Raw genomic sequence first — 23733 nt, forward strand, 5'->3', positions numbered from 1 at the left:
GCAGTTTACCGGCCGCCCGGCCCCAGCAACAAGGCCCTGCGCGGCAGCCGCTTGAGTGCAGCCTTGAGCGGCGCATAACGCCCATGCACGGTGCAGATCAGCACGTGCACCGGCCATTCCTGCTGGGCAAAACGCTGAACGATGCCCGCATGCTGCTTGCGAAGGCGTGCCCAGCCATTGAGCTCAACGGCCAGCACGTAGGTCGCATGGCCAGGGTCCGATGGCAGGACTCGGCGCGCGAAATAGGCTCGTTTGACACCAGCCCCCAACGTACGCACGATGCTGGCGGCCCTCTCCAACTCGGGCGGGGCCAGCTCGTCGGGGCCACGCAGTTCATGCGTCACGTCCAGGTTGGCGCGCTCATGGTCCAGCTTGCGCTCCAGCAAGTCACGGGCCGCCCAACGGTCCCCATAGGTCTGGGCCCGATCGTGGTCCTGACGCTTTTTCAAGAACGCATAGGCACTTTCGCAACCGGGCTTGACCGCGGCCGGATCCAGCGCCATGGCTCGCTCCAGCACCGCCAGGCCCGCTTCATCGCCCTTGCCCAGCAGGTAGTCCCCCTCCAGGAAAAGGCCCAGCGCATGATCCTGATACTGCTGATTGAAGCCTTGCAAAGCCGCCAGATGGTCCTCGTCCGGCTCGAGTTGCAAACGCAGCCTGATTGTTTCAATGGCCTCGTCGCGACTGGGCTGCGCCACAGCCAGCAAGGCTGCGAGACGCTCGCGCTGCACTTGCACCTCTTCATGGCGCTGGCCCCAGTACTGGGCAACACGTTCACGCCAATCCCGCTGGATGAGATCGCGCAAGGGGGTGACATGCGCGCCCAGCCATTCCCGCGCCGCCGACGCATCGCCGATCGGCGCTGGCACTTGGTCATGATGATCGACCACGCCAGGCAACAAGGCCTGTAGCCGTTGTTTCAATGCCGGATGCGTATCGGCCACATCGGATTGGCGAGCCAGCGCGTCGCTCAACCATGCGGTGGCCCGCTCCGTCGGGATCAACTGCGTGGCCTGCTCAGACCAGCGCACCGTCAAGTCGGACGGTGGTTGAGCCTGTTCGCGCACCCCGGCAAACACGCGCTCCATGAACTGCCCGTAGTTGGCTGTTGTCAGGTGCACGCGCTTGAGCGCGTCAGCGGCCACGCCAGCCCCGACCAGCTCGGCCGAAGCAGCATCCGCCTGGTACTCGTTGGTGCGGGCCAGCACGAAGGTATAGGCGTTGAAGTACGGCGCATACCACCCCACCAAGCGCTGCAAGGGCCCGCTCGCCCAGCCTTGCCAACGGTGCGCCAACTCCTGGATCACCCCCCAAGAGTTACGCAGCCTGTAGATATAGCCCGCAAAGCGGGAATGCGATCCCGCCAGATGGCCATATTCGTGTGCGACCACGGCCAGCGCCTCTTGTGGCGACAAGCTCTCCAGCAAAGGCAGGCCCAGAATCAGGTAATTGCGCGGCCAGCCGACCAGGCCAAACAAGGGCCGCTGCACCACGGCCGCGTTGACCTCATTGGTGATCAGCACGTGATGAAAGCGCGAGCCCTTCATACGCCTGCGCATCTCCTCCAGAGCCGAGAACAAGGCAGGAGCTTGAGGGCGTGTGATCTCATGCCCTTGTGGTGCAGGCAGGCGCACCAACAGCGCGCTCACCGACGATTTCACCAGCAGCCACAAGGGCCAAGCCAGCAACACCAGAAGCTTGCCAAGTTTGAGCACCAGAATGGCCGCACTGCCCCCGGTCAACGCGAACACCACCGCGATGCCACCCAAAACCACAATGCCGGCGCCGGCAAGCCCCAACACGGCGGCCAGAACAACAAAGCCCAAGGCAGCCAGCATGGCCACTTTGAATTGGTACATCCTTGGCGTCGAGACGCTATCGCGCTCCAGCTCCGCCACCATCTTCTCGAACTGTGCTTGTTCCATATTCCTCCCTGATGCGCGACCTCTTGGGGTCAGATTGAATGCCTTATCTCAAGCGCAAATCATATCGGCCATGCGGGTGACCCAATCCAACCGAATCAACAGCACATCCATAAATGACCATTTAAAAATCATTAATGATGATTGAAATATATTTGGCAAGCCATATCAAGAAAATTGCCCACGGGATCGATATTGACCCGGTGAGGCCTTGAATTCTCTTGCTTGAAGCGTCGCCTCCAGACGGGGGAGACATGTCGTGCTCCTCATGACACCTTTCGTGGAGTACGACATCACCATGAGCGCTTTCGGAAACCTGAAAATCGGGGCACGCCTGAGCCTGGGCTTTGGCACGCTGATCCTGCTCGGCCTGATTGCCGCTGGCGTGGGCATCGAGCGCATTCGGGCGGTCAACGCCATCGCCGACCAGTTGGGTTCAGACGACGCGGAGATGCTGGTGCTGACCCAGCGCTGGACACGCGCCATTGAATCGAACGCCGCGCGCACCTGGGTGGTGTTCTTTGCGTCGGACCCCAAGGTGCTCAAGCGGGTCAAGGATGAAATGCAGGAGACGATCAGCAGCAACTCCGTGCGCATCAAGCGCATGGGCGAGCTGGCGTCATCGGCAGAACAAAAGCAGCTGATCGAGGGCATCTCGGCACAACGCAGCGCCTTCCAGGCTCAGCGTAACGCCCTGCTCAAACGCAAAGAGGCCGGCGAAGACGTCAACGCCGAGGTGCTGGACAAGGTCTTCCCTGCTGCACAGAAGTACTTGGCATCGGTCGAGCAACTGGCGGAGTACCAGCGCAAGCGCATGGATGTCACCAAGGCCGAGGCCGACACGGCCGCCATGCAAGGCATCATGGCCCTGAGCGCGGGCACCGTTCTGGCGTTGATGGCGGGCCTTGGTCTGGCCTGGACCACAACCCGCTCGATCCTGATACCCGTGCAACGTGCCCAGCAGGCAGCAGAAGCCATCGCCAGCGGTGATCTGAGCGCCGACATCCAGATCGAGTCGCGTGACGAGATGGGCCTGTTGATGCAATCCATGCAGAAGATGGTGCAATCACTGCGCACCATCGTGCACTCGGTGCGCGCCAGCGCTGACTCCATTGCCACGGGCTCGACCCAGATCGCAATGGGCAATGCGGACCTGTCCCAGCGCACGGAAGAACAGGCCAGCAACCTGCAACAGACCGCGGCATCCATGGAGCAGCTCACCGGTACCGTCAAACAAAATGCCGACACCGCCAGGCAGGCGGCCCAGTTGGCCAGCAGCGCATCTGCTGTCGCCATCGATGGCGGCAAGGTGGTGAGCGAAGTGGTGGCCACCATGGAAGGCATCACCACCAGTTCCAAGAAGGTCGCCGACATCATCGGTGTGATCGATGGCATCGCCTTCCAGACCAATATCCTGGCGCTCAATGCCGCCGTGGAAGCAGCCCGAGCCGGTGAACAAGGCCGAGGCTTTGCCGTGGTGGCAGGTGAAGTGCGCAGCCTCGCGCAGCGCAGCGCCCAGGCAGCCAAGGAGATCAAGACCCTGATCGGCGAAAGCGTCGACAAGGTGGAGGGTGGCGCCAGGCTGGTCGACACAGCGGGCAAAACCATGAACGACGTGGTCCACCAGGTCAAGCGCGTGACCGACCTCATCGGCGAGATCACCATGGCCAGCCAGGAACAAAGCACCGGCATCAGCCAGGTGGGCAATGCGGTCAACCAGCTCGATCAGGTCACGCAGCAAAACGCCGCGCTGGTCGAAGAATCAGCCGCGGCCGCCGAAAGCCTGAAACACCAGGCCGCCAACCTGGCGCAAATCGTGGCGACCTTCAAGCTGGATGCGCGAATGGCCTGACAGGGGGTGCAAGCGACTTGTGACCAGACCGCCCCCACGCGCCCGATACCTTCTATGATGCGGGCCCACTCAGTCACAAGGAACCTCGCATGTCCAAACAACGTAGCCGCCGCCAGCGCAAGAAGCTGCACATCGGCGAATTCAAGGAGCTTGGCTTCCTGTTCGAAGCAACCCTCAAGCCTGGCGCCGACGAAAACGCCCTGATTGAAGCCTTCCTCACGGAGGCCATCGATGCCAATGAGCTGGGCTTTGGCGGTTGGGCAACGGGCGGCGCCGTGGAGAAATTCGGGCGCGGCAGCTTGACCGAGGAGCAACGCCAGACCGTCCTGAACTGGCTGGCCGCACGGCCCGAGATCACGACGCTGTCGGCCACCGGCCTGATCGACATGTGGTACTCCACGTCGGCAGGCGAGCACCTCGCGGCCATCAAGGCGGCCTGAATGGAAAAAGCACCTGGCAAGAGATTGTCAGGTGCTTCATGAATTGGTAGGCCGTGTTGGACTTGAACCAACGACCAAAGGATTATGAGTCCTCTGCTCTAACCAACTGAGCTAACGGCCCCCTGAAGGTAGCCGGGCATTGTAGAGCACGGCAGCGCGGCAATCAGAGGGGCCCTGAACCAACAGAAAGGGCCAGCCAACTCAGCCCTTTCTCGCTTCAATTTACTTGAGCGGGCGCAGCGGGGCGCACTTGGGATCGATCAGGCGGAACAGCGGCGAGCTGCAATGTGCAGGCAGCGTCTGCTTGGTGAACGACGTGGGCTTGACGCGCACAAAGCCGGTGTCACCGAAGTCGACACGGTAGTCCACATCGGTGCCAGCGGCGGTCGCCGTGGAGAAGTCAGCCAAAGCATTGCTCACGCTGGTGGCCTTGGGGCCGTAGAAGCGGTTGAAGGACAGGAAGCTGACCTGGTCCGCGCGGGCGGCCACGGGCGACTCGTTGATGGCGTTGAGGCCAACGCCATCGGCCCAGATCGTGCCGGAGGCTTTGGAGCCGATGCCGTTGACGGTGAAGGCCAGGACGGCGTCGTACGTCGAGCTGCCATCGGTTGTGGTCACGGACGTGTCGACCACGTAGTCAACGGTCACGGTCTTGCCGTGGGCGTAGTAGCTTGATGGGGGCACGAAGGGAGCGCCTTGCGGGGTCATCTCTTCGTAGACCGTGCCGGTCATTTTCCAGACCTGCAGCTCGGCATGGGCGCTCATGGCGAGCAGGGCTGAAGCTGCCACGGCGAGCTTGGCGAACTTGAAAGATGGGTACATGGTGGTTCTCTGATTTAAGTCGTTTTGAATGTCATGTGGCCAAGGCCACTGACCCTGAACCCCTCCCTTGAGAGGTGGCCCGATTTGAAGTGCGGGACATGACAGGAACAATCAGGGCTTGCGATGAACCAAGCCGAACCACCCTTTAGGGCGGGTTAAAAGCCGCCAGACTGTCGCGCGCTGGCCCGCATCACGCTGCCACAGCCAAAGCGCGCGCCCACGGCTCGCAAGCGCGCAACACATCGGCCAAGGTGCCGCTCTCGCCAGCACGGGGCTCGTACGCCAGGCCCACCTGGCGGCAGGCACCTTGCAGCTCGGCCAGGTCATGGCGCACCACGATGCCCTCCAGCCTGTCCAGCGGATGCAATGGTGCCATGGTCACGCCTACCCCCGCGGCCACCAGGCCCAAGGCCCATTCCTGGCTGTCCACGCGGGCACGCACGTCGGGCGTGACCTTGAACTGGCTCAGACCGGCATGCCAGTAGCTGGCCATCTCGCACTGGGTGCGCTCGATGAAGGCCACGCCATTCAAGTCGGCCAGGCTGATGTCCTCTTGAACGGCCAGCGGGTGGTCACCGGGCACCAGCAAGGCGTATTGCTCTTCCCACAAGGGCAGGAAGGCGCGGCCTTCGCCTGCACAGCCTTGTGATGTCAGCTCCACATCGGCCGCCTGGTCCTCGTCCTGCACCGACAGCTCCAGGTGCGTCAGCTCGCGCTTGAGGTGCCGCAAGAGCTTTTGCACATGGGCCACGCTCACGGTGGCATGGATGCGCAAGCTCAAGCGGGGGTGGCTGGCCGCATCCTGAAAGGTCTCCACGATGGCATCGGCATCTGCCAGCAGCTTGCCGCCCAGCCGGAACAGGCGGATGGCGGCGGCCGTGGGCGCCAGGCCGCGTTGCTGGCGGGTGAACAGGCGCGCGCCCAGCTCTTCTTCCAGTTGCGCGATGGCGTTCGAGATCACAGGCTGCGTGACATGGCAGAGCCTGGCCGCCGCCACGGTGGAGCCGGCCTCGTAGGCCGCGCAGAAGTACTTGAGGTTGCGCAGGTTCATGGTGGCTCAGCCCTGGAACGCCGGGAAATGCGGCAAGGTCTTGAGCACGTTCTCGTCATGGGCGGGCACGACTTTCAAGTCCGGGAAGCGCTGCATGAGCTGGTGCACACGCACGATGGCGGCCTGGTTGGCGGGCACGTCATGGTCCACGTGGACCAGCTGCCTCAGCGCCCAAGACCGGTCTGCCGGCCATTGCAGGCCTTCCATCGTCCAGGTCGTGTCACCGGTGAAGAAGTAGCGCTGGCCGGACGGCAGGTTGAGGAACATGCCCACCTGCCCGGCCGTGTGCCCACTCAAGGGCACCAGCACCACCGCACCATCGCCAAACAAGTCCAGGCTTTGTGCATAGCCCATATAGGGCGTGGGCGCGAACTGCAGGTCATGCCAGTGGCGCACACCTTCGAACTGGCTGGCCAGGAAGGCGGGCGCATGGCCTTGCCGTGCGTGCTCGCGCTCGGTGGTGCTCGCCCACACCTGGGCATCGGGGAAGTCTGGCAAGGCGCTGATGTGGTCCCAGTGCATGTGCGAGGGCACGATCAGCTTGATGCGGTCGGGCGTCCAGCCCGCTTGGGCCAGTTGGTCCACCGCCGGGTTAACGTGCTCGTAGCCAAAGAACTGCCGGTCCATGAAGCCGTTGACCGCAAATTGCGCCGCCACCTGCCGGCCCAGGCCGGTGTCGAACAGCAGATTGCCTTGAGGGTGGCGCACCAGCACGGCCACATGGGCCGGATGGCGGTAGCGCAGCCACGAGCCACCGCCCACCAACAGGGCCTCGAACGCACCTTTGGATTGCGATGTCGGGATGACGGAAAAGGCCAGGCCCTGCGGGGGGTGGGCCGTTGGCCGTTCACTGGGCAGGTTAGTTGGTGAACTTGTGCCGGCACCTGGCACCGGCAGAGGCGAGTCCATGGCGCTGATGCCTGTGGCCAAGGCGCCCAGTACCACCACCGTGCCGGCGAGCCAGCGCAGGCCGCGCTGCTTCCATGTCTTCATGTTCTTGCTCCGATTGCTGAGGTTCAGGCGGCCAGCGTAGGCGGCGCCCAGCAATCAGGCAAATTGTATCTATTTCAGCCAGATAAAAGAAAAACTTATTTCTGACTCAGGACGTTGGTCACCAGCCGTGAGGTGATGTCCACGATCTCGATCATGCGGTCGTAGGCCATGCGGGTGGGGCCGATCACGCCCAGCGTGCCCACCACCCGGCCGTTGATCTCGTAAGGCGCCGACACGACGGACAGCTCCTCGAAAGGCACGATCTGGCTTTCGCCGCCGATGTAGATGCGCACGCCCTCGGCCCGGCTGGAGCCGTCCAGCAGGCGCATGAGCTGGGTCTTTTGCTCGAACAGGTCAAACATGCGGCGCAGCGAGCCCAGGTCGTTGGAGAAGTCCTGCACCGTCAGCAGGTTGCGCTCGCCGGACACCACCAGTTGCTCGGTGCTTTCGGCCATGACCTCGCCCCCCGCCTGCACGGCGGCCTGCATCAGCACGGCGATTTCGCTGCGCAGCTGGTCCACCTCGTTCTTGAGGCGCTCGCGCATTTCCTCGATGCTCAGGCCCGAGTAGTGGGCATTGAGGATGTTGCTGGCCTCTACCAGCTGGGACTGGGCGTAGTCCTGGGCGGTGAAGATGACGCGGTTCTGCACATCGCCATCGGGGGACACCAGGATTACCAGCACGCGCTTGTCACCCAGGCGCAGGAACTCGATGTGCTGGAAGGCCGAAGCCTTGCGCGGTGAGGTGACCACGCCCACGAACTGCGACAAGCTGGACAACATCTGCGCCGCGCTGGCGATCACGCGCTGGGGCTGGTCGGGCTGGAGCTGGTCGCGCGCCTCGGCACCCAGGGTGTCCAGGGTCAAGGGGCGCGAGGTGAGCATGGTGTCCACGAACAGGCGGTAGCCCTTGGGCGTCGGCACGCGGCCGGCCGAGGTGTGCGGGCTGACGATCAGGCCCAGCTCTTCCAGGTCGGCCATCACATTTCGGATGGTGGCAGCGGACAGGTCCAGGCCCGACGCCCGCGAGAGCGTGCGAGAACCGACGGGTTGCCCGTCAGCGATGTAACGCTCAACCAGCGCTTTCAACAGAATCTTGGCTCGATCATCCAGCATGTGTTTTGCATTTTAGTTTCAGCTTGGAAACACGCCAGCCCCACTCTAGGGGCCCGTCCTTTTTTGACACCCTCGTGTGGTGTAATTCCTCGCATGTCGAGTCTGTCTACTTGTCGTTTCCGCCACGCTGCCCTCATCGGCAAATACCAGGCCCGGGGCATCCGTCCGGTGCTGGAGGACGTGGCCCATATCCTGGCACGTGCCGGGCTCGATGTGTCGCTGGAGCGCGAGACCGCCCAGAACACCGGCATGACGGAATACCCCTCCCTGACGACCAGGGAAATTGGCAAGCAATGTGACCTGGCCGTGGTGCTGGGCGGCGACGGCACCATGCTGGCCATCGCCCGCGAGCTGGCGCCATTCAACATCCCGCTGATCGGCATCAACCAGGGTCGCCTGGGTTTCATCACCGACATCCAGCTCAAGGACATCGCCACCGCCCTGCCCTCGATCCTGGCCGGCCAGTACGAAGAAGAGCAGCGCGCCATGCTCGAAGGCGCGGTGCTGCGCCCCATGCGCGGCGCCGGCTTCGAGAACATTTACGACGGCTACGCCATCAACGAGGTGGTGGTGAGCCGCGGCGCCACGGCCAGCATGGTGGAGTTGCGCGCCGAGATCGACGGCCAGTTCGTGGCCAACTACCGCGCGGACGGCCTGATCGTGGCCTCGCCCACGGGCTCCACGGCTTATGCCTTGTCAGCCGGCGGCCCCATCATGCACCCCGGCCTGGGTGGCTGGGTGATCGTGCCGATTGCCTCGCACACCATGTCCAACCGGCCCCTGGTCGTGTCGGACGACGTCACCATCACCATCGAGATCGTGGCCGGCCGCGACGCCAGCATGAACTTCGACATGCAAAGCCTGGCCAGCCTGCTGCACGGCGACCGCGTCACCGTTCGACGCTCGCCGCACAAGGTGCGCTTCCTGCACCCCAAGGGCTGGAACTACTACGCGACCCTGCGCCGCAAGCTGCGCTGGAACGAAGGAGTCAGTTGAGATGTTGCGCCGCCTGACACTGCGCGATTTCGTCATCGTCACCAGCCTGGAGGTGGACCTCAGCGGGGGCTTCACGGCCCTGACCGGCGAAACCGGCGCGGGCAAATCCATCCTGATCGACGCGCTGCAACTGGCGCTGGGCAGCCGGGGTGACGCCGGTGTGGTGCGCGAAGGCGCGGCCCGTGCCGACATCACCGCCGAGTTCGACCCCTCGCCCGAGCTGGCCGCCCGTCTGGCCCCCTGGCTGGAAGAAGCCGGCTTTGACAACCTCGAAGCAGGCGCGCACCTGCTGCTGCGCCGCGTGGTCGACGCGCAAGGCAAGAGCCGCGCGTGGATCAATGGCAGCACAGCCACCGTGTCGCAGCTGCGCGAGCTGGGCGAACACCTCGTTGACATCCACGGCCAGCATGCCTGGCAAAGCCTGACCCGTGCCGACTCGGTGCGCGCCCTGGTGGATGCGCAAGCCGGCGTGGACACGCCCGCGCTGCAACAAGCCTGGGCCGCCCGCCGAGAGGCCCAGCGCCGCCTGGACGAAGCCCGCAGCAAGCAGGCTGACCTGGACCGTGAGCGTGAACGTCTGCAATGGCAGATCACCGAGCTGGACAAACTGGCGCCCCAAGCAGACGAGTGGGACACCCTCAACGCCGAGCACCAGCGCCTGAGCCATGGCCAGGCCATCCTGGATGCAGCCCGCATGGCGCTGGATGCCGTCTCGGAAGCCGACAGCAATGCCGAGTCGCTCACCTCGCGCGCCATTGACGCGCTGGAAGAAGTGGCCGGCGTGGAGCCCCATCTGGCCAGCGCCCTGGAAGTGCTGCGCGAGGCGCAAGCTCAGCTGCAGGATGCCGCACACAGCCTCAACAGCGCCCTGCACCACACCGAGCTGGACCCCGATCGCCTGGCCGAGCTGGACAAGCGCATGTCGGCCTGGATGAGCCTGTCGCGCCGCTACCGCCGCCCTGCCCCCGAGCTGCCCGCGCTGCTGCAAAGCTGGCGTGACGAGCTGGCCGAGCTGGACGCCGCCGCCGATCTGGACTCGCTGGAGCGCGAAGCCCAACGCGCCCACAAGGCCTGGCTGGATGTGGCCAAGACGGTATCGAAGCAACGCGCGCAGGTCGCACCCGCCATGGCCCAGGCCGTGACCGAGGCCATGCAGGACCTGGGCATGGCCGGTGGCCGCTTCGAAGTGGCGCTGGTCAAGCAGGATGAGCCGCAAGCCTACGGCCTGGAGAACATCGAGTTCCTGGTGGCCGGCCACGCGGGCAGCACGCCGCGCCCCTTGGGCAAGGTGGCCTCGGGTGGCGAGCTCTCTCGCCTGGCCCTGGCCATCGCCGTGACCACCTCGCAACGTGCGGATGAAACCGCGCAGGTCGGCACCTTGATCTTCGACGAAATCGACTCCGGCGTGGGTGGCGCCGTGGCCGACACCGTGGGCCTGCTGATGCAGCGCCTGGGCCGCGAGCGCCAGGTGATGGCCGTGACCCACCTGGCCCAGGTGGCCGCGTGCGCGCACCAGCATCTGGTCGTCTCCAAAGCCTTGAGCAATGGCCAGACGGCCAGCGACATCCGTGAAGTGCAAGGCGACGAGCGCGTACGTGAAGTCGCCCGCATGCTGGGTGGCGCCATCACCGATACCAGCCGCGCCCATGCGCAGGTCATGCTGGACACGGCCAAGGGCCATGAAGCGCAGGCGCAAGCCGCTGCTTCAAACCTGAGCAAAGCCAGCAAGGGCCCCAAACTTCGCAAGGAAGCCGCATGAGCGCCGCACGGCCGCCCGAAAGCGCTTGCACCGCAGTGCACAGCATGGAGATTGTCAAATGAGCCCCTTGGACATCGTCTTGCTGACGGGCATCTCGGGCTCGGGCAAATCCGTGGCGCTCAATGCGCTGGAGGACGCCGGCTACTTCTGTGTGGACAACCTGCCGCCCGAGTTGCTGCGCGGCATGATCGACCTCGAAAACAAGCGCCCGCCTGAACTCAAGCGCCGCGTGGCCGTGTCAGTGGACGTGCGCAGCGCGCATTCGCTGCCCAACCTCACGCCCATGCTGAGTGATCTGCGCAAGGAAGGCCATTCGGTGCGCGCGGTGTTCCTGGATGCAAGCACGGACGCCCTGGTGAGGCGATTCTCGGAAACGCGCCGCCCGCATCCCTTGTCGCAGGTGGCCAAGGCGCCCAAGCCCGAGCACGATGACAAGGCCGAGCCACGGCGCCGCTTGTCAGACAAGGTCAGCGAGGGCGACTCCACCGAGCAGGCCTTGATCGACGCCATCAACCTGGAGCGCGAGCTGCTCAGCCCGCTGCGCGACTTCTCGACGGTGATCGACACCTCGCTGCTGCGCCCGGCGCAATTGCGCACCTGGATCCGCAACATCGTGCAGGCTGCGCCCTCTCGCCTGACCCTGGTGTTCGAGTCCTTCGCGTACAAGCATGGCGTGCCCATGGACGCCGACTTCGTGTTCGACGTGCGCATGCTGCCCAACCCCTTCTACCTGAAGGAGCTCAAGCCGCTGACCGGGCGCGATCAACCTGTGATCGACTACCTGGCCGCGCAACCCGAATCAGCCGAGCTGATCACGCAGATCGAGGCCTTCCTGCTGCGCTGGCTGCCAGCGCTGGAAGGCGATCAACGCAGCTACGTGACGGTGGCCTTGGGCTGCACCGGCGGCCAGCACCGCTCGGTGTACTGCGTCGAGCAACTGGTGCAGCGCTTCGCACCACGTGGCGTGGTGCTGGCGCGGCATCGCGAGCAGGATGCGAAGTAAGTAAGCGTTCTTGCTGCTATCCGAGCGTTTTCGCGGTGGAGCGCGAGGTAGGGACTGAGCCGGCATTTGGCCTGGCTTCATGTTGACAGTCCTGCCCCTGGCAGGACTACCCTCCGATGCTCGGGGCAAGGTGGGGCCGTGGAACTCGTTTCGCGGCCCTTGGCCGCTGCACTCAAACAACCACGGCCAGCAAGTTGACGAAGCACGCTGCGCGTGCCAACCTTGCCCCTGTGCTTCTCGGCGTCACCAAGGCGCCCGGCCAAATGCCGGCTCAGCCCTTGTCTACCTCGCTGGTGGCGTGCACAGGTTGTTGTCCTGGCGAGGGCCAGAGTCAAGCTTCGGTGCAACAAGCAAGTCAATACTGTTGCTGGTGCTGTTGCTGTTGGCGTTAGCGCTGGCGCCGACGCTGGCGTCACGATTACTTTCGAGGCGACCTTGCATGGCATTGCGAATGCCTTGCCATGGCTACGCCAAACGTACCCCACGCTGCACCAGCGGCCGTGGCGCTACTCAAGCGGGGCGACAAAAGGCTGAGGTGGCGTGCGGTGGGGCGCCTTGGTGACGCCGAGGCGCGCAGTGGCGAGGTGGGCACGCGCAGCGTGCTTCGTCATCTGACTGGCCCGACTTGTTCGAGTGAAGCGGCGCAGCCGCGCAACGAGTTGAAGGGCCCCACCTCGTCACGAGCACCGAGGGCAGTCCTGCCCTTGGCAGGACCGTCAACATGAAGCCTCGACGCATGCCGCCTCAGCCGCGCCCCGTGCTGCAGCGCCAAAGCGCCTCCTACCGGGCACACATCAAAGCCACGCGAACATCAAGCACCAGCAAACGCCGATGCCGACGCGAGAACAATCAGTCTTCCTTGGCCATGGCATCCCGCAAGGCCTGACGCAACTGCTGACCAATCTCCGGCTTGCCGGCAAACGGGTCTGTCGGGTTGCGGCCTTGCACCACGTCTTCCAGACGCGTCTGCGCCATGCCCAGCGCCTGCGGGTGGGTGTAGATGTAGAACTGGCCCGACTCGATCGCCTTGTAGACCAGCTCGGCCGTGTCCGTGGCCGTGACCTTGCCCGAGGTGACCGCCTTGGTGCTCATGGCCTGCGCGATCATCTGGCTGGGTGTGGGCTTGCCTTCGCTGCGCAGCTCGGCCGGGCGGTTGCGGTGCGACTGGTGGATGCCGGTGGGCACGAAGTACGGGCACAGCACGGAGGCATGCACCTGCTCGGTCACCAGGGCCAGATCCTGGTACAGCGTCTCGGACAGGCTCACCACCGCGTGCTTGCTGACGTTGTAGGCGCCCATGTTCGGCGAGTTCAACAGGCCCGCCATCGAGGCCACGTTGACCATGTGCCCCTGGTAGCTTGGGTCCTTGCGCGCAGCGGCCAGCATCAGCGGCGTGAAAACGCGCATGCCATGGACCACGCCAAACAGGTTAACACCCAGCACCCATTCCCAGTCACGCTGGGTGTGCTCCCAGATCAGGCCACCATGGGCCACACCGGCGTTGTTGATGACGATGTGCGGAACGCCAAAACGCTCCATGCACATGTCGGCCAGCGCCTGGATATCCTCTGCACGAGAGACGTCACCGCGCAGTGCCGCGACCTTCGCGCCCGTGGCGCTGAGCTCGGCCACGGCCGCATCCAGCGCATCTTGCTGCACATCGGTCAGCACGAGGTTGAGGCCACGCTTGGCGCCCAGGCGGGCCAGCTCCAGGCCAAAGCCGCTGCCGGCGCCAGTGATCACGGCCGTCTGGCCTGCTTGCAATTTCAAGTTCGACATCTTCTTGTCCTGCTTCAGGTGGATTGATCCGAGGGGGAGGGAAAGCTCAGATCAGTTTGACGAGCTGCTTGCCAAAGTTCTTGCCCTTGAGCAAGCCCAGGAAAGCTTCGGGTGCACTGGCAATGCCTTGTGCAACAGATTCACGGAATTTCATCTTGCCGGTGGCCACCATGGTGCCCAGCTCCATCGTGGCCTCGGGCCAGACTTCAGGGTGCTCGCTCACGATGAAGCCTTCGATCTTCAGGCGGTTGACCAGGATCAGCGCGGGGTTCTGCATGGGCAGCGGCTGGCCGTCATAGCCGGCGATCAGCCCGCACATGGCGATGCGGCCAAACGCGTTCATGCGCAGCAGCACGGCGTCCAGAATCATGCCGCCCACGTTCTCGAAATAGCCGTCGATGCCATTGGGCGTGGCTTCCTTCAGGGCCTTGTAGAAGGCCTTGGGGTCGTTGTGCACCTTGTAGTCAATGCAGGCATCAAAGCCCAGCTCCTCGGTGACATAGCGGCACTTGTCGGCGCCACCGGCCACGCCCACCACGCGGCAACCACGGGCCTTGGCCAGCTGCCCCACCACGCTGCCCACGGCACCGCTGGCTGCGCTCACGACCACGGTTTCACCGGCCTTGGGCGCGATGATCTTGATCAGGCCATACCAGGCCGTGACGCCAGGCATGCCCACCGAGCCCAGGTAGGCCGACAGCGGGATGTGCGTCGTGTCCACCTTGTGCAGCATGGCGCCCTTCACGCTGGCGTCCACCACCGAGTACTCCTGCCAGCCGCCCATGCCCAGCACCTTGTCACCCGGCGCGAACTTGGCGTGCTTGCTGGCCACCACCTCGCCCACCGTGCCACCGATCATCACGGTGTTCAAGGGCTGGGGCTCGGCGTAGCTCTTGCTGTCGTTCATGCGGCCGCGCATGTACGGGTCCAGCGACATGAAGTGGTGGCGCACCAGCACCTGGCCATCAGTCAGTTGGTCCAACGTCGGCACAGGGGCCTCGACCAGCTTGAAGTTGTCGACAGTGGCTTCGCCTTGCGGGCGCGAGGCCAGCAGGATCTGATGGTTGATGGTCATGGGGCTTCTCCTTCAGCGTGAAAGCTGGTTGGGGGACAGGCGCGGTCGGCGCGTGCGATCAGGAATGGGCGTGGTCACTCAGACTGAGGTTCACATGGGCACTCAATCCGAGCCCGGCCCGTGGAGCAAGGGTTTGGCGGCCGGCCGCACGTCGCGGTCGGACACCGGCAAGGCGCGCAAGAACTTGAAGGTGGCCGTGGCGTGCGCGCACACGCGGCCCTTGGCATCCAGCACCTTGCCTTCGGTGAAGGCCATGGACGCGGTTGAATGCAGCACGCTGCCCAGCGCCTTGATCTGGCCGACGCCGGGGCGCATGAAGGTGGTTTTCATCTCGATGGTGACCAGGCCCGGGCCGCCGTCGGGCTGGTCCAGATTCAGGCTGCGCGCGGCATGCGCCATGGCCACGTCCAGCAAGGTCATCAACAGGCCGCCGTGCGCCACACCAAAGGAGTTGGTATGCGGGTCCTGCACGTCCAGCGTGATCTCGGCCTCGCCGTTCTCGTAGCGCTGCAGCGCGCAGCCGATCTGCTCGATGAAGGGGATGCGAACCGAAAAGGGAATGGCCATGTCAGTCCTTGCTGAAAGCGCGTGGGGGGCTCAGGCGCATCGTCAACCCTGTCCTCAACCAATGAGCGCACTGACGCCGCCGTCCACCGCCAGGATCTGCCCGGTGATGTGCTTGCCCGCGTCAGACGCAAACAGCAGCGTGGCGCCCTTGAGGTCTTCGTCATCGCCCACACGCAGCAGGGGCGCGCGGTTGGCAATGGTCTCTTCGCCCACCATGGCCAGCGTACCAGCGGTCATCTTGCTTGGGAAGAAGCCCGGCGCAATCGCGTTGACGCGGATGCCCAGATGGCCCCACTCGCAAGCCAGCGCTCGCGTGAAGTTGATGACCGCGCCCTTGCTGGTGTTGTAGGCAATGGTCTGCATGAAAGGCGGGTTGCCGCGCAAGCCGGCGATCGAGGCCACATTGATGATACGGCCCTGCTTGCGCGGGATCATGCTGGCCTTGGCAATGGCTTGCGACAGCAGGAAGTAGCCGCGCACATTGAGGTTCATCACCTTGTCCCAAGCGTCGACCGGGTGCTCGGCAGCAGGTGCGCCCCAGGTGGCGCCGGCGTTGTTGATGAGGATGTCCACATCGCCCACGCGCTCCAGGGTCTCGTCGGCCAGGCGCTGGATGTCTTCGGCCTTGCCTGCGTCCGCGGCGATCCAGCGGGCGTCGATGCCGGCATCCTGCAAGGCCATCACGGCCTGCTCCAGGTCAGCCGACTTGCGCGAGCTGATCACCACCTTGGCACCCGCTTCGCCCAGTGCATGGGCCATCTGCAGGCCCAGGCCGCGTGAGCCCCCTGTGATCAGGGCCTTCTTGCCTGTCAAGTCGAAGAGTTGTTGAACCTTGCGTGCTTGCGTCATGTTGGCCTCGCCTCAAACGTTGAAATCGACCACATGGCGGGTGGCCGCCATCTCGCGGATCTGCGCGACCACGCCCTGGTGGTGCGGGTGCGGGATGTAGGCCGCCAGGGCATCCTTGGTCTCGAAGGTGGACACGAGCACCACATCGCAATTGGCTTCCAGGCCCTCGGTCTTGATGCCGACGTCGAACTCGTACATGCCGGGCACCAGGCCCTTGCAGCTGTCCAGCAGGGCCTTGACCTTGGGGGCGTCTTCAGGGCGCTTGAGCGTCCACATCACGATGTGTCTGAGCATGGTTTGTCTCTCTCGGTGTTGTTGGGTGATCGGGTGATTCGATGCGTGTCAGAACCAGTCTGCCTGGGCCTGTGCGCAAGTCAGGTCACGCTTGGCGACCACGCCCAGCCAGGCCTCGATCTTGGGCAATTCGAAGTTGTAGAAGTAGTCTGCGCAAGCGAGCTTGCCCTTGAGGAAGCCAGCGCCCAGTGGGCTCTTTTCCCACTCCCCTTTGGCCTGCGCGGCCTTGGCAGCCAGCGCCAGCTCCAGCCAGATCCAGGCCAGCACAGTGTGCCCAAAGGCCTGCAGATAGGGCGTGGCATTGGCCAGCGCCTCTTCAGGCACACCGGTGGACCACGCCGCCTTGGTGGTGGCGCCGATCTTTTGCAGGGCTTGCGCCAGGGCATTGGCGTGCACCGCCAGGCCATCGACATGACCCGCCTTCTGGATGGTCTCGCTGATGCGCTCGGCCAGCACGCTCAAGGCCTTGCCGCCGTTCATCACCACCTTGCGGCCCAGCAGGTCCAGGCCCTGGATGCCGTGCGTGCCTTCGTGGATCATGTTGAGGCGGTTGTCGCGCCAGTACTGCTCGACGGGGAAGTCGCGCGTGTAGCCATAGCCGCCCAGGATCTGGATGGCCAGGCTGTTGGCCTCTTGCGCCCACTCGCTGGGCCAGCTCTTGGCGATCGGCGTGAGCAACTCCAGCAGCAGGCCGGCCTTCTCGGCTTCTTCACCCGTGCCAGTGTGTTCGTCGTCCACCAGCTGCGCGCACAGCAGACCCAAGGCCAGACCACCTTCGGCAATGGCCTTTTGCATCATCAGCATGCGCTTGACGTCGGTGTGCTCGATGATGGGGACCTGCGGTGCGGCGTGATCCTTGCCACCCGCGCCCATGCGCCGGCCCTGCGGGCGTTGCTTGGCGTATTCCAGCGAGGCCTCGTAACCGGCGTAGCCCAGCATGGTTGCGCCAATGCCCACGCTGATGCGCGCTTCGTTCATCAAGGTGAACATGCACTTGAGGCCCTCACCCTGTTTGCCGATCAGGTAGCCCACGGCACCCTGCTGGCCATTGACGGGGAACTTGCCCTCGCCAAAGTTCAGCAAGGTGTTGACGGTGCCGCGGTAACCGCACTTGTGGTTCAAACCGGCCAGGGCCACGTCGTTACGCTGGTTGGTGATGCTGCCATCTTGCTTGACCAGCTTGCGCGGCACGATGAACAGCGAGATGCCCTTCACGCCGGGGATGGTCTTGCCGTCTTCACCGGGAATCTTGGCCAGCACCAGGTGCACGATGTTCTCGCCCATCTCGTGCTCACCACCCGAGATCCACATCTTGTTGCCGGTCAGGCGGTAGCGCGGGCCCAGGCTGTCCTGCGTCCAGTCGATGCCGCTGCCATCGCCCTTCACGTCGGGCACGGCCTTGGTGGCGATGTCCGACAGGCTCGATCCAGCCTGGGGTTCACTCAGGCACATGGTGCCGAAGGTGCGGCCTTCAAAGCCACCGCGCGCGAACACGTCGATCTGCTTGGGCGTGCCATGCGCCAGGATGGTGTTGGCGTTGCCACGCGTGAGCATGGGGTAGGCCGCGAGCGACACGCTGGCTTTGTAGAAGAAGCTCATCGAGGCGATCTCGACCACGGTGGGCAGCTGCATGCCGCCGATGTCGGCGTCCTTGCTGCCCGCCATCAGGCCGGAGTCGTTGAAGGCCTGCATGGCCACGGGCGTTTCTTTGGGCAGCGTCACCGTCACGCCGTCGAACTCGGGCTCGTGCACATCGGTCAGGCGGTTGAACGGCGCGAACTGCTCGGTGGCGATCTTCTCGCTCAGGTCCAGCACGGCGGTGAAGGTTTCGCGGTTGTGCTCGGTGTGGCGTTCGCGCTGGCACAGGCCTTCGGCGTTCAGCCAGTCGTACAGCAGGAAGTCAATGGTGGCGCGGTGGGTCATGGTGTCAACTCAGCAATAGTTACGGCTCAGCGGCCCTTGAACATGGCTTCGCGGCGCTGCAGGAAGGACTGGATGCCCTCCATCGCGTCTTCGCTCTGCATCACGGGCAGGAGGTTGGGGAACAAGGCCTTGGCCGCTGCAGCCTCGCCTTCGTTCCAGGCCAGGCGGGTGGACTTGAGCACGTTCTGCACGCCCAACGGTGCGGCCTTGGCGATCTGCTCGGCAATCTCCCGCGCCTTGTCCAGTTGCTGGCCGACAGGCACGACCTCTTGCACCAGGCCGGTCCGCAAGGCCTCTTCGGCATACCAGTACTCGCCCGTCAGCAGGTAGCGTTGTGCGGCGCCCCAACCCATCTGCCTGGGCAGGCGCAAGGTGGCGCCACCGCAAGGGAAGATGCCGCGCTTGACTTCCAGCATGGCAAAGCGGGTGTTGTCTGCGGCCACGCGCACCTCGGTGTTGAGCATGATTTCCACACCCCAGGTGAAGCAGTTGCCCTGCACGGCCATCACCACGGGCTTGCTGTGGCGCTCGCCGGTCAGGCCAAAGGGGTCGATCTCGCCCTCGCCAATCTCGAAGCCCTTGCCATTGCCGAAGATGGGCGCCCACTTGTCCAGCTCCACGCCAGATGTCATGTGCGCGCCTTCGCCATACAACAGGGCCACGCGCAGATCGGGGTTGCGGCTCAGTTCGCCATAGGCCTTGGCGATGTCGCGGTACATCTCGGGCGACAAGGCGTTGTGCTTTTCAGGGCGATTGACCTTGATCTCCAGGATATGACCGACCTGGCGGGTTTCGATGTAGGACATGTGCGCGTCTCTCTTGGTGTTCAGGCCCAAAAAAAGGCCCACATGGCATGCGCCATGCAGACCTCAGGTTCAGATGAATCTGATCCAGGTTTTCATATTGAGGCTCAATCGGCGACCGATCGGCTGATAGTGGGCTGATCGTGAGCGGATCGCCCGCGATCAGGCCTTGCCGCCCGTGAAGGTCTTGCCCTCGGCCGCCAGCCGAGCCAGCAGCGGTGCGGGCGTCCAGAAGGCGGGGTCGCCATTCGGGTTGGCCGCATAGCCCTTCATCAGCTCGACCACCTTGGGCAAGCCGATCATGTCGGCATACAGCATGGGGCCACCACGGTAAACCGGGAAGCCATAGCCTGTCAGGTAGACCATGTCGATGTCAGAGGCTTTGGAGGCAATGCCCTCTTCCAGGATTTTGGCGCCTTCGTTGACCATGGCCAGCACCAGGCGCTGCACGATCTCGTCGTCGCTGATGGCACGGGCCTTCAGGCCCTTGTCGGCACGCACCTTGTCGATGCAGGCCTGCACCTCGGCAGAAGGCACGGGCTCGCGCTTGCCGGCTTCGTAGTCGTACCAGCCCTTGCCCACCTTCTGGCCAAAGCGGCCCAGCTCGCAGATGGCATCGCCCACAGCGCTGTAGATCACATCGGGTTGCTCGATCTTGCGGCGCTTGCGGATGGCAAAGCCGATGTCGTTGCCGGCCAGATCGCCCACACGGAAGGGGCCCATGGCCCAGCCGAAGGCCTCGGCAGCCTTGTCCACCTGTTGCACGGTGGCGCCTTCTTCAACCAGGAAGAAGCCCTGGCGCACGTACTGCTCGAACATGCGGTTGCCGATGAAGCCATCGCACACGCCCGACACCACGGCGACCTTCTTGATCTTCTTGGCCACGGCCATCACGGTGGCCATCACGTCCTTGGCCGTGTGCTTGCTGCGCACCACTTCCAGCAGGCGCATCACGTTGGCGGGGCTGAAGAAGTGCAGGCCCACCACGTCGCCGGGGCGCTTGGTGACTTCGGCGATCTTGTCTACGTCCAGCGTCGAGGTGTTGGAGGCCAGGATGGCACCGGGCTTCATGATGCTGTCCAGCTTGGTGAAGACCTGCGACTTCACGCCCATGTCTTCGAACACGGCCTCAATGACCATGTCGGCCTGGGCGATGTCGTCGTAGCTCAGGGTGGTGGTCAGCAGGCTCATGCGCTGCTCGTACTTGTCCTGGGCCAACTTGCCCTTGGCCACTTGCGCTTCGTAGTTCTTGCGGATGATGCCCACGCCACGGTCGATGGCTTCCTGCTTCATCTCCAGCAGCGTCACGGGGATGCCGGCATTGAGGAAGCACATGGTGATGCCGCCGCCCATGGTGCCGGCGCCGATCACGGCCAGCTGCTTGATGTCACGCAGGGGCGTGTTGTCGGGTACATCGGGGATCTTGCTGGCGGCACGCTCGCCGAAGAAGGCATGGCGCAAGGCCTGGGCCTGGTCGCTGGTCACCAGCTTGCCGAACACGTCCTTCTCGAAGGCGATGCCGGCGTCCAGGTCCAGCTTGGTGGCCGCTTCCACGCAGTCCACGCAGCGCTGCGGGGCTTCCAGGTTCTTGCGGGTCTTGGCCAGGTCAGCCCGGGCCTTGGCAAAGGCTTCAGGATCGGCCGGTGCGGCCACGCTCAAGTTGCGCACAGAAGGCAGCGGGCGCAAAGCGGCCACGTCCTTGGCAAAGGCGATGGCGGCGGGCAGCAGGTCGCCCTCCACCAGCTTGTCGAACAGTTTCTGGCCGGGGGCCTTGGCCAGCTTCTCGCTGGGCACCGAGGCGCCCGTGGTGATCATCTGCAAGGCGGTTTCCACGCCCAGCACGCGGGGCAGGCGCTGCGTGCCACCAGCACCCGGCACGATGCCGATGTTCACCTCGGGCAGCGCGATCTGCGCACCCGGCGACACCAGGCGGTAGTGGCAGCCCAGGGCCAGCTCCAGGCCGCCGCCCATGGCCACGCCGTGGATGGCCGCGATCACTGGCTTGGCGGACTGCTCGACCTTCTCGATGGTCACGTGCAGATCCGGCGTGGCGTAGGCCTTGGGTGAGCCGAACTCCTTGATGTCCGCGCCACCGCAGAACACCTTGCCCGAACCGATGATCACCACCGCGTTCACCGCGGCATCGCCATTGGCCTGGTTGATGCCGTCCACGATGCCGGCGCGGGTGCCCTGGCCCAGGCCGTTGACAGGAGGATTGGCCAGCGTGATGACGGCCACGCCGTCGGTGACTTGGTAAGTGGTGCTCATGGCGATCTCGTAGGCGAACGTTGACAGGAGAACAGCACGTCAGAACTGGCAAACCAATTCTGACAAGAAGTCTTGTAAGAATAGACGAACATTGTGGCACCAGCTCTGCAAAGGTGATGGCTTTTTGGGGAAAACACCTAGCCCCACAGGGGCTCCCCCTAGGGAGAACGGTCGTCGCACAGCGGCCACATCGAGGTAACGATCTGCACAACCCTGGCCTGATGCCAGCCAAAGCTTGAGAATTCGCCCGCCGCGCATTTCGCATTGAGAAATAAAGACAAAAAGGGGGAAGCGTGCGGACTCATCTCATCAACTCAATCAGACAGGACTCACCATGACTCGCATCACCTTGATTCGCGCCGCCTCACTGGCTTTGGCCGCCGCCCTGACCTGCTTCAGCACATTTGCCCAGGAAAGTGGCGACTGCGCCATCAGCTACACGCGCGCAGCCTGCCCAGGCAAGGAGGCCATCAGCTTTGCCAAATGCGATGGCAAGGCCTCCTGCACCAAACAAGTCCAGACCGGCTCGCCACAGGCTTGCCAGGCTGCTGCGCTGAAGGCTTGCGCCAATGACCGTCTGGACATCACCAAGAGCAAAGTGATCGGCGCCAGCTACAAGGGTGAGTTGCTCAAATCCACCACCGGCAAGGGCGACTTCTGCGCCGACTACGACAAGCGCGCGGTTGAATTCGACAAGTGCGGCAACTGAGCGGCGTAAACGGCTCAGACCTCCATCCACTCCTTGCGGGTGTACTGGTCGGCACGCAGCTCATCGGGCGTGCCGTGGAACACCACTTCGCCATGCCCCATCACATAGCAGCGTTGTGAGATGTCCAGTGCGATGGTGAGCTTTTGCTCCACCAGCAACACGGCCAGGCCCCGCTTCTGCAGCTCCTTGAGGTACTGCCCCACCAGTTCCACGATCTTGGGTGCCAGGCCTTCGGTCGGTTCGTCAATCATGATCAGGTCGGGGTCACCCATCAGCGTGCGGCACAGCGTGAGCATTTGCTGCTCACCGCCGGACATCACGCCCGCCTCCGTGTGCTGGCGTTCCTTGAGACGCGGGAACATCTGGTACATGTCGTCCAGGCTCCAGCGGCTGTTCTTGTGGCCGGACTTCATCCCCAGCTTGAGGTTCTGCTCCACCGTCAGCTTGGGGAACACATCGCGGCTCTCCGGCACATAACCCAGGCCACGGCGCGCCACGTCGTAGGTCTTGTGGCCCAGCAACTCCTCGCCCTTCCACTTCACCGAGCCCTCGCCATTGACCAGGCCCATGATGGCCTTGATCGTGGTCGACCGCCCGGAGCCATTGCGCCCCAGCAGGCTGACGATCTCGCCTGGGTTGACCTCCAGGTCCACCCCGTGGAGGATGTGGCTCTTGCCATAGTAGGCGTGCAAATCCTGAATGGTCAACATGATCAGACTCCAGCCTCGGCGGCTTGATTTTGAGCCAGCACCGAGCCCAGATAGGCTTCCTTGACGCGGTCATTGGCACGCACGGCCTCGGGTGTATCGAATGCGATGACCTCGCCATAGACCAGCACCGCAATGCGGTCGGCCAGGCCGAAGACCACGCCCATGTCGTGCTCCACCGTCAGCAGGGTCTTGCCTTCGGTCACCTCGCGGATAAGCTTGACGAAGTTGGACGTCTCGGACTTGCTCATGCCGGCCGTGGGCTCGTCCAGCAAGACCACATTGCCGCCACCGGCAATCGTCACCCCAACCTCCAGCGCGCGCTGCTCGGCATAGGTCAGTTGCGCGACGTTCACATCACGCTTGCGACGCAGGCGGATCATGTCCAGCACCTCTTCCGCCCGGGCATTGACATGCTCCATGCGCGAGAGGAAGCGCCAGAAGGTGTAGCGCTCCCCCATGGACCACAGCACCGCGCAACGGATGTTCTCGAACACGCTCAATCGCGGAAACAGGTTGGACACCTGGAAGCTGCGCGCCAGACCCCGGCGGTTGATGTCGTAAGGCGTGAGCCCGTGGATGGGCTCGCCATGGAGCAGGATCTCGCCACTGGTGGGTGCCATGCGCCCGCTGATGAGGTTGAACAGGGTGGACTTGCCCGCGCCGTTAGGGCCGATCAGGGCCACACGCTCCCCCGCCTTCACGGCCAGGTCGGCACCACGGATGATCTCGGTCTTGCCAAAGGACTTGCGCACCTGACGCAACTCCAGCGCCATGCCATTTGCAGATGATGTTTGCGTACTCAT

General features: G+C 64.1%; 21 protein-coding genes and 1 tRNA gene. 6 read left to right on the top strand and 16 right to left on the bottom strand.

The features are described from left to right. Window positions 1–5 precede the first annotated feature (5 nt). Window positions 6–1925 (bottom strand): M48 family metallopeptidase, encoded by a 1920-nt coding sequence (locus tag HY019_RS02080; RefSeq protein ID WP_290687991.1) that lies wholly within the window; start codon window positions 1923–1925, stop codon window positions 6–8. A gap of 295 nt (window positions 1926–2220) precedes the next feature. Between HY019_RS02080 and HY019_RS02085 the strand changes: the two genes are divergently transcribed. Next, window positions 2221–3774: a methyl-accepting chemotaxis protein gene (locus HY019_RS02085; RefSeq protein WP_290687992.1), complete on the top strand. Its 1554-nt coding sequence runs from the start codon at window positions 2221–2223 to the stop codon at window positions 3772–3774. Between the two features lie 89 nt (window positions 3775–3863). Then, window positions 3864–4214, top strand: coding sequence for a YggL family protein (locus HY019_RS02090; RefSeq protein ID WP_290687993.1), 351 nt, complete (start codon window positions 3864–3866; stop codon window positions 4212–4214). 44 nt (window positions 4215–4258) lie between these two features. Here the strand turns inward: HY019_RS02090 and HY019_RS02095 are convergent. From HY019_RS02095 to hrcA, 5 genes are all read right to left on the bottom strand, one after another. Then, window positions 4259–4335, bottom strand: a tRNA-Ile gene (locus HY019_RS02095). A gap of 101 nt (window positions 4336–4436) precedes the next feature. Continuing rightward, entirely contained in the window at window positions 4437–5036 is a 600-nt protein-coding gene (locus HY019_RS02100) for a hypothetical protein (protein WP_290687995.1), read from the bottom strand. A 190-nt stretch (window positions 5037–5226) separates the two neighbouring features. Then, window positions 5227–6087, bottom strand: coding sequence for a LysR family transcriptional regulator (locus HY019_RS02105; RefSeq protein WP_290687997.1), 861 nt, complete (start codon window positions 6085–6087; stop codon window positions 5227–5229). Window positions 6088–6093: 6 nt separating this feature from the next. Continuing rightward, on the bottom strand, window positions 6094–7080 hold the full coding sequence (locus tag HY019_RS02110) for an MBL fold metallo-hydrolase (protein WP_290687999.1): 987 nt from the start codon (window positions 7078–7080) through the stop codon (window positions 6094–6096). Window positions 7081–7175: 95 nt separating this feature from the next. After that, window positions 7176–8195 (bottom strand): heat-inducible transcriptional repressor HrcA, encoded by a 1020-nt coding sequence (gene hrcA, locus HY019_RS02115; RefSeq protein ID WP_290688000.1) that lies wholly within the window; start codon window positions 8193–8195, stop codon window positions 7176–7178. A gap of 93 nt (window positions 8196–8288) precedes the next feature. Here hrcA and HY019_RS02120 point away from each other — a divergent pair, with 93 nt between their 5' ends. The 3 genes from HY019_RS02120 to rapZ are packed head-to-tail and all read left to right on the top strand — an operon-like array spanning window position 8289 to window position 11953. Next, on the top strand, window positions 8289–9191 hold the full coding sequence (locus tag HY019_RS02120) for an NAD kinase (protein ID WP_290688002.1): 903 nt from the start codon (window positions 8289–8291) through the stop codon (window positions 9189–9191). A 1-nt stretch (window position 9192) separates the two neighbouring features. Continuing rightward, entirely contained in the window at window positions 9193–10950 is a 1758-nt protein-coding gene (gene recN / locus HY019_RS02125) for a DNA repair protein RecN (protein ID WP_290688004.1), read from the top strand. 58 nt (window positions 10951–11008) lie between these two features. Then, window positions 11009–11953, top strand: a complete 945-nt coding sequence (gene rapZ, locus HY019_RS02130; RefSeq protein WP_290688005.1) for an RNase adapter RapZ — start codon at window positions 11009–11011, stop codon at window positions 11951–11953. Between the two features lie 849 nt (window positions 11954–12802). On the opposite strand, the gene HY019_RS02135 is transcribed toward rapZ, so the two are convergent. The 8 genes from HY019_RS02135 to HY019_RS02170 all read right to left on the bottom strand — a co-directional run bounded on the left by HY019_RS02135 (window position 12803) and on the right by HY019_RS02170 (window position 21511). After that, the gene (locus HY019_RS02135; protein ID WP_290688007.1) at window positions 12803–13732 is read right to left on the bottom strand and encodes an SDR family oxidoreductase; all 930 of its coding nucleotides are present in this window, start codon (window positions 13730–13732) and stop codon (window positions 12803–12805) included. Window positions 13733–13778: 46 nt separating this feature from the next. Next, window positions 13779–14807: an NADP-dependent oxidoreductase gene (locus HY019_RS02140; protein ID WP_290688008.1), complete on the bottom strand. Its 1029-nt coding sequence runs from the start codon at window positions 14805–14807 to the stop codon at window positions 13779–13781. Between the two features lie 102 nt (window positions 14808–14909). Continuing rightward, the gene (locus HY019_RS02145; protein ID WP_290688010.1) at window positions 14910–15374 is read right to left on the bottom strand and encodes a PaaI family thioesterase; all 465 of its coding nucleotides are present in this window, start codon (window positions 15372–15374) and stop codon (window positions 14910–14912) included. 54 nt (window positions 15375–15428) lie between these two features. Continuing rightward, the gene (locus HY019_RS02150) at window positions 15429–16223 is read right to left on the bottom strand and encodes an SDR family oxidoreductase (protein WP_290688011.1); all 795 of its coding nucleotides are present in this window, start codon (window positions 16221–16223) and stop codon (window positions 15429–15431) included. Window positions 16224–16235: 12 nt separating this feature from the next. Further along, entirely contained in the window at window positions 16236–16517 is a 282-nt protein-coding gene (locus tag HY019_RS02155; RefSeq protein WP_035035350.1) for a Dabb family protein, read from the bottom strand. A 48-nt stretch (window positions 16518–16565) separates the two neighbouring features. Further along, the gene (locus tag HY019_RS02160; protein ID WP_290688014.1) at window positions 16566–18440 is read right to left on the bottom strand and encodes an acyl-CoA dehydrogenase; all 1875 of its coding nucleotides are present in this window, start codon (window positions 18438–18440) and stop codon (window positions 16566–16568) included. A gap of 26 nt (window positions 18441–18466) precedes the next feature. Then, a complete protein-coding gene (locus HY019_RS02165; protein WP_290688015.1) occupies window positions 18467–19246 on the bottom strand; it encodes a crotonase/enoyl-CoA hydratase family protein in 780 nt (259 codons plus the stop codon). Window positions 19247–19405: 159 nt separating this feature from the next. Next, window positions 19406–21511 carry a 3-hydroxyacyl-CoA dehydrogenase NAD-binding domain-containing protein gene (locus HY019_RS02170; protein WP_290688017.1) on the bottom strand — a complete coding sequence of 702 codons (2106 nt, stop codon included), beginning with the start codon at window positions 21509–21511 and terminating at the stop codon, window positions 19406–19408. 334 nt (window positions 21512–21845) lie between these two features. Between HY019_RS02170 and HY019_RS02175 the strand changes: the two genes are divergently transcribed. Next, window positions 21846–22220 (top strand): hypothetical protein, encoded by a 375-nt coding sequence (locus HY019_RS02175; RefSeq protein ID WP_290688019.1) that lies wholly within the window; start codon window positions 21846–21848, stop codon window positions 22218–22220. Between the two features lie 14 nt (window positions 22221–22234). Here HY019_RS02175 and HY019_RS02180 read toward each other — a convergent pair whose 3' ends face one another. Together HY019_RS02180 and HY019_RS02185 are read right to left on the bottom strand one after the other, a co-directional pair. Then, window positions 22235–22930: an ABC transporter ATP-binding protein gene (locus HY019_RS02180; RefSeq protein WP_290688020.1), complete on the bottom strand. Its 696-nt coding sequence runs from the start codon at window positions 22928–22930 to the stop codon at window positions 22235–22237. Window positions 22931–22932: 2 nt separating this feature from the next. Further along, window positions 22933–23733, bottom strand: a complete 801-nt coding sequence (locus HY019_RS02185; RefSeq protein ID WP_290688021.1) for an ABC transporter ATP-binding protein — start codon at window positions 23731–23733, stop codon at window positions 22933–22935.

Origin of the sequence: Aquabacterium sp. (assembly GCF_016195855.1) — a bacterium.
In the GTDB taxonomy this organism is placed as follows: domain Bacteria; phylum Pseudomonadota; class Gammaproteobacteria; order Burkholderiales; family Burkholderiaceae_C; genus Aquabacterium.